General features: G+C 53.2%; 10 protein-coding genes and 1 riboswitch. Of the genes, 1 reads left to right on the top strand and 9 read right to left on the bottom strand.

The window, feature by feature from the left end; translation table 11 throughout:
* Positions 1–506: 506 nt before the first annotated feature.
* The 6 genes from parE to B212_RS0108050 all read right to left on the bottom strand — a co-directional run bounded on the left by parE (position 507) and on the right by B212_RS0108050 (position 8,781).
* Positions 507–2,489 carry a DNA topoisomerase IV subunit B gene (parE, locus tag B212_RS0108075; protein ID WP_019910066.1) on the bottom strand — a complete coding sequence of 661 codons (1,983 nt, stop codon included), beginning with the start codon at positions 2,487–2,489 and terminating at the stop codon, positions 507–509.
* Between the two features lie 69 nt (positions 2,490–2,558).
* Positions 2,559–3,548 carry an ABC transporter permease gene (locus B212_RS0108070; protein WP_019910064.1) on the bottom strand — a complete coding sequence of 330 codons (990 nt, stop codon included), beginning with the start codon at positions 3,546–3,548 and terminating at the stop codon, positions 2,559–2,561.
* Positions 3,541–4,521 (bottom strand): ABC transporter ATP-binding protein, encoded by a 981-nt coding sequence (locus B212_RS0108065; protein WP_019910063.1) that lies wholly within the window; start codon positions 4,519–4,521, stop codon positions 3,541–3,543. The genes B212_RS0108070 and B212_RS0108065 overlap by 8 nt, the downstream gene beginning before the upstream one ends.
* Positions 4,522–4,576: 55 nt before the next feature.
* A complete protein-coding gene (locus B212_RS33075) occupies positions 4,577–5,542 on the bottom strand; it encodes a GDSL-type esterase/lipase family protein (protein WP_019910062.1) in 966 nt (321 codons plus the stop codon).
* A 216-nt stretch (positions 5,543–5,758) separates the two neighbouring features.
* Positions 5,759–6,574: a CAP domain-containing protein gene (locus B212_RS0108055; RefSeq protein ID WP_019910061.1), complete on the bottom strand. Its 816-nt coding sequence runs from the start codon at positions 6,572–6,574 to the stop codon at positions 5,759–5,761.
* A gap of 254 nt (positions 6,575–6,828) precedes the next feature.
* A complete protein-coding gene (locus tag B212_RS0108050; RefSeq protein WP_019910060.1) occupies positions 6,829–8,781 on the bottom strand; it encodes a WG repeat-containing protein in 1,953 nt (650 codons plus the stop codon).
* 124 nt (positions 8,782–8,905) lie between these two features.
* Positions 8,906–9,005, top strand: a riboswitch (purine riboswitch).
* Between the two features lie 478 nt (positions 9,006–9,483).
* Between B212_RS0108050 and ade the strand changes: the two genes are divergently transcribed.
* On the top strand, positions 9,484–11,235 hold the full coding sequence (ade, locus tag B212_RS0108045) for an adenine deaminase (RefSeq protein ID WP_019910058.1): 1,752 nt from the start codon (positions 9,484–9,486) through the stop codon (positions 11,233–11,235).
* Between the two features lie 608 nt (positions 11,236–11,843).
* Here ade and B212_RS0108035 read toward each other — a convergent pair.
* The 3 genes from B212_RS0108035 to B212_RS34955 all read right to left on the bottom strand — a co-directional run.
* Positions 11,844–12,308: a GNAT family N-acetyltransferase gene (locus tag B212_RS0108035; RefSeq protein WP_019910056.1), complete on the bottom strand. Its 465-nt coding sequence runs from the start codon at positions 12,306–12,308 to the stop codon at positions 11,844–11,846.
* On the bottom strand, positions 12,298–13,488 hold the full coding sequence (purT, locus tag B212_RS0108030; RefSeq protein ID WP_019910055.1) for a formate-dependent phosphoribosylglycinamide formyltransferase: 1,191 nt from the start codon (positions 13,486–13,488) through the stop codon (positions 12,298–12,300). The genes B212_RS0108035 and purT overlap by 11 nt, the downstream gene beginning before the upstream one ends.
* Positions 13,489–13,635: 147 nt before the next feature.
* Positions 13,636–15,400, bottom strand: a 1,765-nt coding sequence (locus B212_RS34955) for a dynamin family protein (RefSeq protein WP_036668048.1), incomplete at its 5' end; no start/stop codon positions are given.

Below are 15,400 nucleotides of genomic sequence, written 5' to 3'. Positions count from 1 at the left end.
GTCCGACATAAAAATAGTGTGGTGATATCCTTGTCGCTGCGGAGAATGTAGGGACTTCTGTATATCCAGAATTTCCAACGATATCTGTCTTGAACTTATGAATGCTGCAATTGGCTTGAGCCGTAACTGCGGGGAATGTTTGGACTTCCGGCCGCTGTTGTCTGCAGATTTCTTGATTTATACCGCTCTTCGCGGTTGAAATCCCCAGACAAAGGCGGACGCGTTCGCTCCTCCAGTTCCAAACTTCCCCTCCGTTACTTTCGCCCCTTGGAAATTTATTAAGTTCAAAATAAACCAGGGCAAATTCCGTATACTGAATGCTGACGCTCTTACAGTTCCAACCTTCCCCTTTGCTTCTCTAATCACCAAACTATTCTAACCTCGGGATTTTCGTCACTTTCCGCTAACAACCCATGCCGCCCTTTAGCTGCAGCATTTCTAAGAGATACAACCGCTTAAGAGCGGCATCGGCGAATTAAGGGAGACATACCATCCCGCCAAGTCCTCTACTCCACGATTTCCGTGAAATCGACATTCTCGACAATCCAGCGCTTGCGCGGGTCAACCTTGTCGCCCATCAATGTGGATACGCGGCGCTCCGCCTTGGCGGCGTCCTCGATCTGCACCTGCAGCAGGTTGCGCGAATCCGGATTCATCGTGGTCTCCCAGAGCTGATCCGGGTTCATTTCACCAAGTCCTTTGTAGCGCTGCAGCTCGAAATTCTTGCCGAATTCCTTCAGATAGTTCGCGAGTTCCTCGTCGCTCCAGGCATAACGCACCGTCTCAAGCTTGCCCGATTTGCGCGTCAGCTTATACAGCGGCGGCTGGGCGATATAGACCTTGCCCGCATCTATCAGCGGCTTCATATAACGGTAGAAAAAGGTTAGCAGCAGCACCTGAATATGCGCTCCGTCGGTATCGGCGTCGGTCATAATGATGATCTTGGAATAATTGCTGTCTTCTACGGCAAAATCCGGCCCGATCCCCGCACCAATGGAGGAAATAATCGCTTTGTATTCATCGTTCTTAAGAATATCCAGCAGCTTGGCCTTCTCGGGATTCATCGGCTTGCCCTTCAAGGGCAGAATCGCCTGAATCTTGGAGTCACGCCCCTGCTTGGCCGAGCCTCCGGCGGAATCGCCTTCGACAATGAACAGCTCCGTACGCGTCACATCCTTGGACTGCGCAGGCGACAGCTTGCCGCCAAGGTTCGAGCTCTCGCTGCGTTTCTTGCCGCTGCGGATTTCATCACGGGCTTTGCGCGCCGCTTCCCGGGCCTTGGAGGCCTGTATCGACTTCTTGAGCAGGCTTTGCGCCACCTGGGGATTCTCTTCCAGGAAACGCGCCATATTCTCGGATACGATGTAATCCACGGCGCTGCGGGCAGAAGCGCTGCCGAGCTGGTCCTTGGTCTGTCCGACGAATTCCACCTCAGACATCTTGACGCTGATCACCGCCATCATGCCTTCGCGCAGATCATTGCCTTCCAGGTTCTTGTCCTTCTCCTTGAGCAGTTGTGTGCGGCGGGCGTAATCGTTCAGCACCCGGGTGTAGGCTGTCTTGAAGCCCGTCTCATGTGTACCTCCGCTCCGGGTTGGAATAGAGTTAACGAATGAAGCCAGGGTCTCGGTATAACCGGCGTTATATTGCAGTGCCACCTCAACCTCGATATCGTCCTTCTCCGCGCTGAAATGAATCACATCGTGCAGCACGTCCTTGCCTTCATTAAGGAACTGGACGAACTGGCTGGCCCCGCCTTCATAAAAGTATTCATCCTGACGGCCGCTCCGCTCATCACTAAGGGTAATGCGCAGACCGGAGTTCAGAAAGGCAATTTCCTGCACCCGCTCTGCCAGCGTATCGTAGTTGAGAGCAATGCCATTTGCAAAGACGCGAATATCCGGCTTGAAGGTGATCTTCGAACCGGTCTTATTCGTATTTCCCAGAATCTCAAGGCCGGTCACAGGCTCACCGACATGCTCTTTCCCATTGCTGTCCACCCAATATTCGAAGCGCTGGCGATGGATTTTGCCTTCCCGGTAAATCTCAACCTCCAGCCATTCGGACAGTGCATTGGTCACAGAAGCGCCTACGCCATGCAGTCCCCCCGATTTTTTGTAGCCGGAACCGCCAAACTTACCGCCCGCATGCAGAATGGTAAATACCACCTGAGGCGTTGGCACTCCTGTCTTGTGCATTCCGGTCGGAATCCCGCGCCCGTTGTCCAGAACGGTAACTGAGCCGTCCTTGCGCAGTGTAATATCAATCTTTGAGCAAAACTTAGCCAAATGTTCATCTACCGCATTATCCACTATTTCCCATACGAGATGGTGCAGTCCCGAGGAACTCGTACTGCCGATATACATGCCGGGCCGTTTGCGTACCGCAACCAGACCTTCGAGCACTTGAATGTCGTCAGCATCGTATCCAGTGCCGGCAGCTTCGCCGTTCTTGGAGACTTTTGCAAACATATCGATCTGTTCGAGCATTCATGCTCCTCCTTCTTTTTCTCTCTACCCTGCAATATGCAAACAAACGTTTCGTTCACTTTGTACATTCTAATTCAAAATATCCCGTTTCGTAAAGACGGCGAAGGAAATGATCACCGAAACGACTCCCCAAACAGCCAGCACAGCCATGGAAAAAGACAAGGTCATTCCCTCAATCGGCGCAGGCGTCCCCGCCAAATATCCGGTCAGCCCCAGGTTGACCATAAATAAATATTTTGCCGTGCTCCATGCCGAGGCCATATTAGTCAGAATCGTACCCGCAATCAGCGCCGCCATCATCACCACGATGCTTGCAGCCGTGCTGCGCACCAGCACCGACACCATGAAGGCCAGGAGCGCAACGACAATGCTGACGAACCAGATGAGCCCGCCTTGCATCAGCAGATACTTCCACTGCGGCACTGCATGCACGGTAGACATATTAACGGTATCTCCGCTGAGCTGGAAGCCTGTAAAGACAGGAACGTTGAACCCCTTGTATCCAAAAGCAAGACCGGAAATAAGATAGCTGATCACAAAGACCGAGAGGACAATCAGCGAGACGAACATCAGCAGTGCCGCCATTTTGCTGAACAGCACCTTCCAGCGTTTGACCGGCCGGGTCAGGAGCATTTTGATTGTTCCGGTGGTCCGTTCCCCGGAGACCAGATCGGAGGCCACAGCCATAATCAGCAGCGGAATAAACAAAGATACCGAATTGTCCAGAAATTCACGGGTGAAGGTTACACCACTGGGTTCATTTGGATTAACATCATGATCAAGATAATACTGTAGCTGCTGGACAAAAATCTTCCGGTACGATTTCCATTCCTCGGGAATCCGGTCGCTGCCGAGGGAGTTCTGGTTGTCGGTAATCTGCTGCTGGATTTCCAGCCTCCAGTCCGAATTGAATTTGTCCCGGCTGCGCTCGGCGACCCGCATCTGAGCATAAGTGAACATGGGCACGAGTACGAGCAGAATCAGCAGGATTACATAAAAACGTTTCTTCTTAATGATCTTCAGGCACTCATTACGGATGAGCGGCAACAGATTAGTCAATGGATTCACCTTCCGTTAGCTTCAAGAATAGCTGTTCCAGTGTGGGGTTGATTTTATGCACGGCCCTTACTTCCACTTCGTCGGTAACCAATATGGCGACAATCTCGGGGATCAAGTCCTCATCCATAGCCGTGATAAAAGAATTCGGCCCCATGCCGGCAGTGATGGAATCATCCAGCGTAACCTCGTCCAGCTCCAGCAGTGAAACATCCGGTCTTCCGGCTAAAAGCTTCTTTGCTCTGTCAAAAGGCTCCAGCTCCCATAACACATACGGGGAGTTGCGGGTAACCAGCTCTTCCACCCCGCCCACAGCCAGCACACGCCCCTTGCTGATGATTGCGACACGGTCGCACAGGAGCTGAATTTCGCTCAGCAGATGGCTGGAGACAAATACGGCAAGCCCTTCGTCTGCAAGCTGGCGGATGAATTCACGCAGCTCCTTGATCCCCTTAGGATCAAGCCCGTTCGTCGGCTCATCCAGAATCAGGAGCCGGGGCCGTCCCAGCAGCGCCTGGGCTATGCCCAGACGTTGCCGCATTCCCAGCGAATATGTGCTTACCTTATCATGAATCCGCTGGTCCAGCCGGACAATATCCACCACCTCGGCGATTCGGGCCTGATCCACCCCCGGCTGCATACGGGCAAAATGCTGCAGGTTCTCCCAGCCGGTCAGGTAGGTATATACCTCGGGATTCTCCACAATGGAGCCGACATATTGCAGCGCTTTTTCAGGATCACGGTTCACATTGTAGCCGCAGACGGTAATCTTGCCTTCGCTCGGCCGGATCAGATCGACCAGCATGCGGATGGTTGTCGTTTTGCCGGCCCCATTCGGGCCAAGGAAACCAAAAATCTCGCCTTCCCGGACATCAAAGGTAACATCATTAATAATCCATTTGCGGCCAATTTTTTTACGGACATTCTCGACGGAGAGCACGATTGCCCCGGAGCCGCCGCTCTTTTCATTTGTCATCTTCCTCACAGCTCCCCGTTGTGTTCATTTCAGATGTCTGCGGGTACAATGGAGCTTACCGCACAGCTTGTACGATCCGCTCGCTGATCCGCTGATAACCATTGCCGTTCGGATGGAAATGGTCGCTGGACAGATAGCTCTGCCAGTGGCGGTTGAATAAATCGAAGGTCGGAACGAGCGTCATGTTGCTACGTTTATTGATAATGTCCATTGCTGCATTGTTCCAGGCCGTTACCGCCTGATTGCCGGGGACGAGCAGCTCGGGAACATCTCCGAAGGGATTATAGAGTCCCAGATAATAAATTTGTGCGTTAGGATTGATCTCCGCAATCCGGTCAAGAATGACGCCCAGCCGTTTCGCAGCTTCAGGCAGAGCAGCCAGCAGCGATTCCGGCGTTATTTCTTCACTGCCATTAGCCGCCGCAGCGGTACCGGATGAACCCGATTTTTGGGCTGCGTTCCCGGTCCCGGTTTTCTTGTCTGCCGAAGCATTGGTGCTTGTCCCGGTAGAATCCGGCGATTCGCTTGCCGGGCTTTTCGCGTCGGGCGATGCGATTTGCTGGCCTTCATTGCCGTTTCCCAGAAGATCGGCGCCTCTGAAAAGGTCATTACCGCCGATAGAGAGCAGAATGACGTTGGCCTGGCGCAGGGCGTATTTCACGCCTTCATCCTGCAGCTTGCTCTGCAGGCCTGCCGTGGTTAAACCGTTGATGCCCATATTTCCGAGAAGCTCTGCCTTATTGCCGTTTGCCGCAAGACCATCAACTGTTCTTTTGACAAAACCGCTGCCCTCGTTGTCGCCTGTGCCTTTGGCCAAGGAGTCGCCAAGCGCCATGATTCTTACCTCTTTGCTGATTGGCACTGCGGGAGCCGCTGTCTGCTGCGGCAACGAGGAAAAGGACGCCTCTCCCTTCGGGAATAAAATATCGTTCACCGCGTACACAAACCCAACCAGCAAAAGCACGGTTGCCGCTATGGAAATCAGGCTGACACTGCGCCAGGTCCATTTGGAATCTTTCAACGCTATCCCTCCGTAGCCGTTCTATTCTGTAGTGTTCCACATTTTACAAAGTTCTTAACTATGTAGATAAACATAATTCTTCTATGCGTAATTTGCAAATCCTTAACATGCAAAAAATGCAAAGCGCGGCTCCTTATCTTACTGTAAATGGAAGCGACAAAAAAACCGCCCCCCAGTCATGCCGGAGAACGGTTTCCATCCATTCTTAAAGCTGCATTATTTACCGATAAATTCCTGAACCCAATAATTATTGTCGAAGCCTACGCCGATATAATTGAAATTCGGACTCAGAATGTTCGCGCGGTGTCCGCTGCTATTCATCCAGGCTGTCATTACTTCCTGCGGTGTCTTCTGCCCCATAGCGATATTCTCACCGGCATATTGATAAGTGACGCCGAAGGCGGACATCATATCAAACGGTGAACCATACGTAGGGGAAGTATGCGAAAAGTAATTATTCGAACGCATATCGGTCGCCTTCGCTGCCGCCACTTTGTTCAAGCTGTCGAGTGCGGCTACTGGGGCCAATCCGGCTGCGGCGCGTTCCTTGTTGACCAGGGTCACAATCTGCTGGGTAAATGTGCCGTTTGCCACCGATACGGCCGGTGCTGATGTTGCCACAGGCTTCGCTGTTGGTGCCGGCGTAACTACAGGCTTAACCGTTGGCACTGGCGTTGCTACGGGCTTAACGGTTGGCTCCGGCGTTGCTACAGGCTTAACGGTTGGCTCCGGCGTTGCTGCTGGTTTAGCTGTTGGCACCGGTGTTGCTGCCGGTACTTCTGTGGGTACTGGAACCGTCGTAACCGGCTTGGAAATCACAATCGGCTGGAACGTAAAGGTTGATCCGTCGAAAGTAATTCCTTTGAAGCTATATTGTTGCAAATATTGCATGAATTGTGCGAAGCCGGAAGTGCTAACCGTCAGCTCCTGAGGTGCTGCCGCTGCCTTTGCTTGTAATGGAAGCGAAATGCTTAATGCCAGAACAGCCGCTACACTTCCACCAATCACTGCTCTTAAAGATTTGCTCTTCATTCTGTCATCTCCTTGTTCTTGTTGTATTGTCTGAGCTGCCAGGAATTCCGGGACCAAATATTACAAAGTTGTAATCTGTTCCTTAGTTATTGTAGCATAAATCTCTCACCTGTGCTCTTCTAATTTTTTACATTTAGTAGATTGGAGATCAGTTTGTCCAAGCTGCCTGCGCAAGCATGTCTGCTCCTCAAATCAAAAAGAAACGGCACCTCCCCGCAGGAACGGCTGCCGTTTCTTATAGATCTAAGCTTTTATTAATGAAAAGACTGCCAGAATTCGCCTTCGGTCGAGATCAGGCCCATAATCTCCGCATAAGGGATACGGAAGGTTGGGAACCCGGCTGAATAAGGGGCGATTTCATATGGGGCAAAATACAGATAAAGCGCCTCCCCATCCACAAAAAAGGGCTGATCGGCCGTAATTCCTTTATAGCTGTCGGGGAAGACGTAGGAGTACTGCGGATCGGTCGCAATCTGTTTGCCGACAATTTCACTGAGCTTCTGTACATACCTGCTGCCTGGCTTGAACAGATCGCCGAGCTTATAAAACTTCCCGTTCTTCAAATTAATGTGTGTATAGATTTTGGTGGGCATGCCGTGTGCGGCTCCAAACGGAAAGCGGTAGCCATTCAGCTCCAGCACCAGAAGGATTTTACGGAAGAAGGATACGGAAAAATCGCCAGTGTAGCTGAAATCCTGGGCTGTTCCTGCTCCCTCGGCAAGTGAAAGACTGCGCAGCTTGTCGTTCACTTCTCTGGACACATTTGTGATAGCGATACCTTCTACAACGGGGTAATACACCAGGTAATCTCTGTTTGGATGATATTTTTTCTCCAGAACGGAATAGGGCGGTCTTAAAGGAATGACATCATTTTGCCGCCAAACAAGCTTCCCCTTGCGGTCATAATAGGCTGTGCGCAGGTCTACATCCGCCCTGATCAGACTGCCGCTGAAGGACAATGTGCCGGAGCCTGGAACAACGGGGGGCTGGGCAGATTTGTTGCCGGTTTTATCTATAAAATAGGTGTCCTTCGCATCGTATACGGACGCAAGGCCATTCTGGTAATTGTTCACACCGAGCAAGGGGTGATTGGTTAGAATTCTTCCTGTTACCGCATCGGCGATAACATAGCGGGCACCCCGGTAGGGCTGGTCGGCAACAAGCGGTGTTCCCAGTGCCACCCGGTCTTCCCCAAGCTGCAGCACAACATCATAGGTGGCCGGAATAACCGGCTTGCCCTGCATATCTATAAGCCCGTAGGCGTTGCCGAAGTCCGGCGCGGTATTAATCACTGCACGGCCCCCGGAAAAAGGCAGCGCGGACGTGAATTGAGGCGGTATGGCAATTGTGCCGTCCGTGCGGAGATAGCCGTATTTGCCGTTCTCCTCGGCCTGAAAAGCAAGCAGCCCTTCACCCGGATTGCCTACAAAAGGATAATTGTACGTGTGCTGCACAACTCCCTGCGGATTAATCAGCGCGAACTCCCCTGCTTTGATTTTGACCAGCGCCATACCGTCCTCGAAATCTCCGCCATCCTCGTAGACAGCAGGCAGCACTTCCTTGCCTTGTGCATCCAAATAGCCGTAGCGGGAACCGTCCGAAGGACTCTGTCTGGAGAACAGCGCCCGCCCTTCATGCAGCGAATTCAAATAATCATACCGCGCCGGAGTGACCTCCTTGCCTTTTTCATCAATGAACGTATACCCTTTCGCATCGGAGACAACGGCCCGGCCTTCGGAAAAAGGGGCAATAAAGGAATAGATTGGCTTCACCTTTTCCCTGCCGGTGCTGTCGATCAACCCGCTCTTGTCCTTGCGCTGCACAATTGCCAGCCCGTTCGCCTGAAATTCCTCGGCATATTCGTATCTCGGCTCAATGACTGTCCGGCCTTCATTGTTAATGTACCCCCACAGCGTGCCCTCTTTCAGGTTAAAAGGTGCCGGATGCAGCACTTCCGCCCGCAGCTCAGCCTCCTCCAGCTCAGACAGAATGAGCAGCGGCTCCAAAGGTTTTTTGGAGTAATTCACTCGGTATAACCCCGGCTCTGCGGGGATGGTTACGAACAAATCGTCATCCGCACGGATAAAATCCTCCTCCTGCTGCACGATAGCCTCATTCCAGCCGATGCCGTCCCAGCGCCACACCTCGGCCTGCAAGAGGCCGCTATCCATTCCTTTTCCCAGCTCATTCAGCCTTATCCTCAGCATCCAGTCGCTCCCCTTTACCATAGCCTTATGCCTATAGAATATGGGCGGGAGCGGAGTTGTGTGCCTAATCTGCCCATCTGCAACATAACATAATCTGTAATCTTGATATTAACGGCGTTCTCGCATACTATTAAACGTATCATTTTGTATAACTTTGGCGATATGGGCTGAGGGTCTCTACCAGGAACCGTAAAATCCTGATTACAAAAAAATGCCGCCGGCGTTTTTTTGTAATCAGGATTTTTTGGCGTATCCGGCCAGTAAGATCGTCAGACTCTGAATACTCGAGTTCAAATGATACTCCGCGGAACGGATTAGGGTGTGGAGATTACGCTGCAGGCGTACCAGGCCCCACGGACAGAATCATCTCCTAATCGGAAGAATCTGCCCCGTTTGTAAACGGACCGAGCAGCTCTTATTTCTACTAGAGGTACTTTTTCCGCAAGTGGACGGACTCCAGAGCCTTTATGCGCGGACAATCACCCCAAATGCACCTGCCGAAGAGGTAATAAGCGCTTTACGGTCCGCTCCCTCGGGCAAATATATCCTTTCGGGAAAATAAGGGCCTTACGGTCCACAAGGAACCGAAGGATGGATACGACGAGTCCTTCTCTCCCTCAACCACAAAGGCTTCACTCTAAGCCACAGATTTAGAACTGTACTAAGAAGTGCATTATAACAACAACAAAGGATGTGGAGTCTATGAACAGCAATCAAAATCTGCTTGCAAGACGGATTCAGGTAGCGGGTAAGCAAATCCCCGCAGATCTCGTGATCAAGGGCGGAAAGATTGTCAATGTATTTACAGGCGAGCTTATGGAGGGCGATATTGCCATCGTTGACGGCTACATTGCCGGCATCGGCTCCTATGAAGGCAAGCGGACGGCAGACGCCGCCGGTAAATGGATTATTCCCGGCCTGATTGACGGGCATGTGCATATTGAAAGCTCCATGCTGACCCCGCAGGAATTCGCCAAAGTGGTGCTGCAGCACGGCGTAACGGCAGTTGTCACCGATCCGCACGAGATTGGCAGCGTAGCCGGGGTGAAGGGCATTGAATACATGCTGGAGCGCTCAAACGACCTGCCTGTAGATATTTTCGTTATGCTTCCCTCTTGTGTGCCGGCGACAACGTTCGAAACCTGTGCAGCCGAGCTGAAGGCCGCTGACCTGAATCCCCTCTATGCGAACCCTAAAGTACTGGGGCTTGCAGAAGTGATGGATTTCCCTGCACTGGCCGGGCCGGATTCCGGGATGCTGGACAAACTATCCGGTGCGCTGGACCAGGGGAAGCTGATCGACGGACATGCCGCCGGGATCGCAAGGGAGGACGTGAACATTTTCCGGGCGGCAGGCATCCGGACCGATCATGAATGCATAAATGCGGAAGAAGCAAAACAGCGCCTCGACCTCGGCATGTACCTCATGATACGCGAGGGAACTGCCGCCAAAGACCTCGAAGCCCTGCTGCCGGCGGTCACCGCACAGAATGCCAGAAGATGCCTGTTCGTCACCGACGATAAATTAATCGACGATCTGCTGGAGGAAGGCAGCGTGGACCACAACATCCGGCTTGCCATCAGCAAAGGCTTGAATCCCATTACAGCCATTCAAATGGCAACCTTAAATGCCGCCGAGTGCTTCGGCCTTCAGGACAGAGGGGCCATCGGTCCGGGTTACCGGGCCGACCTCGTGCTGCTGGACGACCTGAATTCACTCTCCATTGCAGAGGTGTATAAGCACGGCGAATGTGTCGTAGTACAAGGAAAGCCAGTCACTGAAGCTTTCCCGGGAAATACAGCGGCAGAGACACCAAAGACCATTATCGAGAGCTGCCGCCTGACTGATTTTCAGCTTGGGAATTTGGCTATCCCCCTTCAATCGGATACATGCAACGTTATTGGGATCATCCCGAATTCCATCGTCACCCGCCATTTAAAAGAGAAAGTACAGGTGAAGAACGGCCTCTTTGCCCCTTCAGTCCTGCACGACCAGTTGAAGCTGGCTGTCGTGGAGAGGCATACGGGTACAGGCAATATAGGCCTTGGCATCGTCAAGGGCTTCGGGTTCGCCAAAGGAGCCATCGCCTCAAGCGTAGCCCATGATTCACATAATATCATCGCTGCGGGTGTCTCCGATCAGGAGCTGTTCACCGCAATCCGCCATATTGCCGCAATGAACGGCGGCTTAACCGTTGTATCCGGCGATACCATTCTCGCCTCCCTGCCGCTTCCAGTCGCCGGACTGCTGTCGGAGCAAGGCTATGAGCAGGTGTACGCTGAAATGAAGCAGCTCTACGCAGCCTTGCGCGAGATTGGCGCACCGGAACACTTCAATCCTTTTCTCGCGCTCTCCTTTCTGGCGCTGCCGGTAATCCCCGAGCTGAAGCTGACCGACCGGGGATTGTTCGACTTTGCCTCTTATTCGCATATAGGGATTGAGGCCGCAAATTAGCATTTGGCTTGCAGGTTCATGCACTAAGCAGAAATAAGCGCGTCAAAAAGAACTGTCCAAAGAGCCGCTTTTGTGGTTTAGGACAGTTCTTTGTTTTTGAACCTCTTCGTTCTCTTTGTAAAAAATACTTGCCGGAGACGAAAAATACATGGACGGTCTCATGGAGTACACCGGCCATTTGCCATGAGCCCGCTCAATAGCGTCATTCACCAACTTTTCCAGCCTGTCTGCGAGAAAAACGCAATCATATTTGTCCGTTAACTTTGCACGCTCCACACCTCGAAGAAAGGTGCAATAACCGCCAAGCTCATGGACTTCAATTTGTCCAGACCGCCTCCAGTGCATAGCCAAAACCTTTGTCACAATTTTGATAGACTGAAAGAGCTAGAAGGACCGCCTCCTTGCTCCCGCTTTCAAATTGATATTTCCATATTGTCAAATCAATAGGCCGCGCATTTCGCCCAGGAATCCCGTTTGCCGTATTGCATAAAAGCGACATCAATGAATAAATTCTTTCCACGAGATATAGAAGGATAATTTATAGCGTGAAACATATAAAAAAAACCATCCCGCTTGGACCGGGATGGGATGATCGGTAACGTATAGGATTATAGCAAGGTTTTGTTAAAGCGGTAGCCGGCGATTTTTTCGAAGCCGATGTGGCGGTAGAATGCATGTGCCGGTGCGCGCTCTACACGATTGCCGCTTCTCAGGAACAACTGGCAGCAGCCCTGCTGGCGGGCCCGTTCTTCGGCTGAAGCGACCAGTCTTTTGCCAAGGCCGTTTCCTCTATGCTCCTCTGATACGATCAGCGCGGTAATCTCCATAATACAATCCGCATGCTTGTAATAGGATTTCACCTGCCGGAGTCCAACCATTCCCACAACTTCGTTATCAAGCTCTGCAACCAGTGTGCAATGGAACGGATCATTCTCCATGTCTTCCATTCTCTCTTTCATCACGCTAAGCGTTGTCGGATAACCGAATTCCCGCAGAAGGGCTGTCACTTTCTCCAGATCATTCATGCCGCATTTGCGAATTTGCAGTACCTGCTCCTGAGTACTACTGTTCATCCTCAATTCCCTCCACTTTTAGCATAGACGCCGCCTGCTTGGCTGCTGTCCGCGCGATTTCCACATCTTCCGCCGCACTTAACGCTACGGCCATCCGCCGTCCAGGGCGAACCTCCGGTTTGCCGAACACCCTAATCTGTGTACGGGGAAGCGCGAGCGCTTCGCCGATTCCGGTTACTCTAAAAGCTTGTCCGGCTGCTTCTGCCTTCAGGGTAGCTGATGCGCCCGGTGTCAGCAAATGCACCGAGTCCAGCGGAAATCCAAGAATGGCTCTGACATGCAGAGCAAATTCCGATAAATCCTGTGTAATCATTGTAACCATGCCGGTATCATGGGGTCTTGGCGAAACTTCGCTGAAGAGTACCCCCTGATCCGTAAGAAAGAGTTCCACGCCAAATATTCCATATCCGCCGAGCTGATCGGTTACCGCCTTGGCGATAGCCTGGGCCTCGGCGAGCTGCGGCTCACTCATGTGATGCGGCTGCCAGGACTCTACATAATCGCCATCCTTCTGAATATGGCCGATGGGAGGACAAAATACAGTCCCGCTTACAGAACGCACAGTCAGGAGTGTAATCTCGCTCTCAAAGGTGACGAACCCTTCGACAATGACGCGGGTGCCTTTGGCACGCGCTCCTTCGAGCGCGGTATTCCAGCAGCTCTCCGCATCCTCCGGCTGCTTGCAGATGCTCTGCCCTTTGCCGGAAGAGCTCATAATCGGCTTAATCACGCAAGGTGTGCCGAGCTCTTCCACCGCCTGGCGCAGCTCGTCCAGACTGTCAGCGAAACGGTAAGCTGCGGTTGGCAGGCCAAGCTCTTCTGCGGCAAGCCTGCGGATGCCTTCCCGGTCCATAGTCAACCGGGCCGCACGGGCAGTAGGAACTACGAAGAAACCTTCTTCCTCCAGTTCCAGCAGTGCGTGAGTCGCAATCGCTTCAATCTCCGGCACAATCAGATCGGGCTTCTCGGCACGAATGAGCTTCTTCAGCGCTTCCGCGTCAAGCATATCAATAACATGGGAACGATGGGCCACTCCCATCGCCGGTGCAGCTTCATAACGATCCACAGCTACGGTCTCTACGCCAAGGCGCTGAGCTTCGATAATGACTTCCTTGCCCAATTCTCCACTGCCCAAGAGCAGCAGCTTACGGCTCTGGGCTGAAAAAGGAGCTCCCCACATGGTCGATTCCAACCTCTTTCGGCAATTTAACTGCGGCGTTCTAGTTTTCTGTAAACGAGGCAGTTTCAATTGTAAATTTTCAGGCTCCTTTATTTTCTTCCATCATCCGTCAGAATGCAAGTCTTCTTCGACATTTTCCTACAATCTTCACAGATCATTGTCCATGATATTGTCGAAAGCTGCTTCCAGCCGCAGCAATTCTGTGCTGAGATGCCTCCAATGCTCTGCGGAATCACCCCCTTTCAGCAGTTCCTTCATGGCTGCCTCTCGTTCAGCGAGACTCTCGCGCAGCGCAAGCGCCGCACGGGATAAGGCTGCCTCCAAGGCCTCTGCGTAGAAATCCAGCAGGTAGCTTTCAAGCCCTGAACAAGCCCCGGCTACAGCATCCTTAAGCCAAGGCTCCGCCGCAGCTCTTACCTCGTTCCGTCCCGGACCTTCGAAGAAATGGCGCGGCGATTTGAACCGGCTCCACAGCGCCGGCCAATCCAGCGGCGCGAGATCGGCTTCCAGCTTGGCTGGAGAATTCCAGCGTTCATTACCATTTTCCAAGTACCGAAGCTCCTCCGGCGGTATGGACAGCTCTTCGGCTGCCGATACCGCCGCCGTATGCACAAGTCTGATCCCTGCTGCTTCCAGGCGCAGCGTAGTTGCCCACAATTCCTGTTCCAGCTCACGCCGGACCGTGCGTTCAAGTTCTCTTCCACAGGCTGTAAAGATTTCTTTCAGATGACCGCCATCCTCCCGAAGCAGGGAAGGATGGAACGATTCCTGAAAGAAACGGCCGAAGGAAAAGGCAAGCCGCTGGCGGACATGATAGAACAGCTCCTCGCCTTCCCGGCGCAGATCGCGGCGCGGACGCTCCTCAGCTTCCAGCGCTGCCAGCCGCAGCTCCGCCTGCTGGCGCTGCTCCAGCAGCTTGCGCATCCCCGCTTCACGCTGGCCCGCAGCAAGCTTGGCGGTCTCCAGCCATTCCCCGGCACGGCGGCGCACCGAGACCAGGCTTTCTCTGGCTGATGCCAGCGACAACCGGGGCAGCTCTCCACCCGCGAAATCCGCAAGCGCCTGCTCGAAGCCGGCGAACCGGGACGCCTCATACCCATCCTGGCGGTTTGCGGTCTTGCCCTCCAGCGCGAGCAGACTGGACAACGCATACATTCTGGGTGCGTTCAAGCCTCCGGCACGCAGATTCTGCGCGACATGCTGCCGGACCTCCTCCAGCTCCGCTTCATCCTTTGCCAAATCGGAGGCGTTAATGATGAAGAACATTTTATCCAGCGCGAAGCTGTCTTTAATCCGCCCAAGCTGGGCGAGCAACCCCCGGTCCGCCTTGGAGAAGGCATGATTATAATAGGTCACAAAACATATCGCGTCCGCATTCTTCATGTAACCAAAGGTTACTCCGGTATGACGCGCATGCAGAGAATCCGCTCCCGGGGTGTCAACGAGCACAATGCCGCTTGCCGTCAGAGGGCAGTCATAATACAGGTCAATCCCCTGAACGTAGCAGGCGCGTGTCTCCTCGGCAACGAGCAGGCGGTATTCCTGCAGATCAACGGTACGCACCGTTCCCAGGAGCGGCTCCGCCTCCTTCCAGCCCGCTGCGGCTGCCCGCAGAAATCCGGCATGCGGCAGCGCTGAAGGATGAAGCCCGCTGACCTGGACGTTCGCGGCCGCAGCCGTCCACGAGTGCCGCTGCGGTGCGGCCAGTTGCAGCACGCTGAAGGAATGGAGGATGTCCTCCCAGAAATCCTCCGCCGTCTTCATGGCGACAACCGCGCTGGCGTGACGGAAGTCTCCTTCCGGCGCCAATATGCGGTTAACCGCCGCCGTGGCGGGATGCGGAGACACGGGCAGCACCTCTTCGCCGAGCAGTGCATTGGCGAAGGAGGATTTGCCGGCGCTGAACGCTCCG

Origin of the sequence: Paenibacillus sp. HW567 (assembly GCF_000374185.1) — a bacterium.
Classification (GTDB): Bacteria; Bacillota; Bacilli; order Paenibacillales; family Paenibacillaceae; genus Paenibacillus_AQ.
The sequence above is the reverse complement of the archived record's forward strand: the minus strand, read 5'-3'. Positions and strand labels throughout refer to the sequence as shown.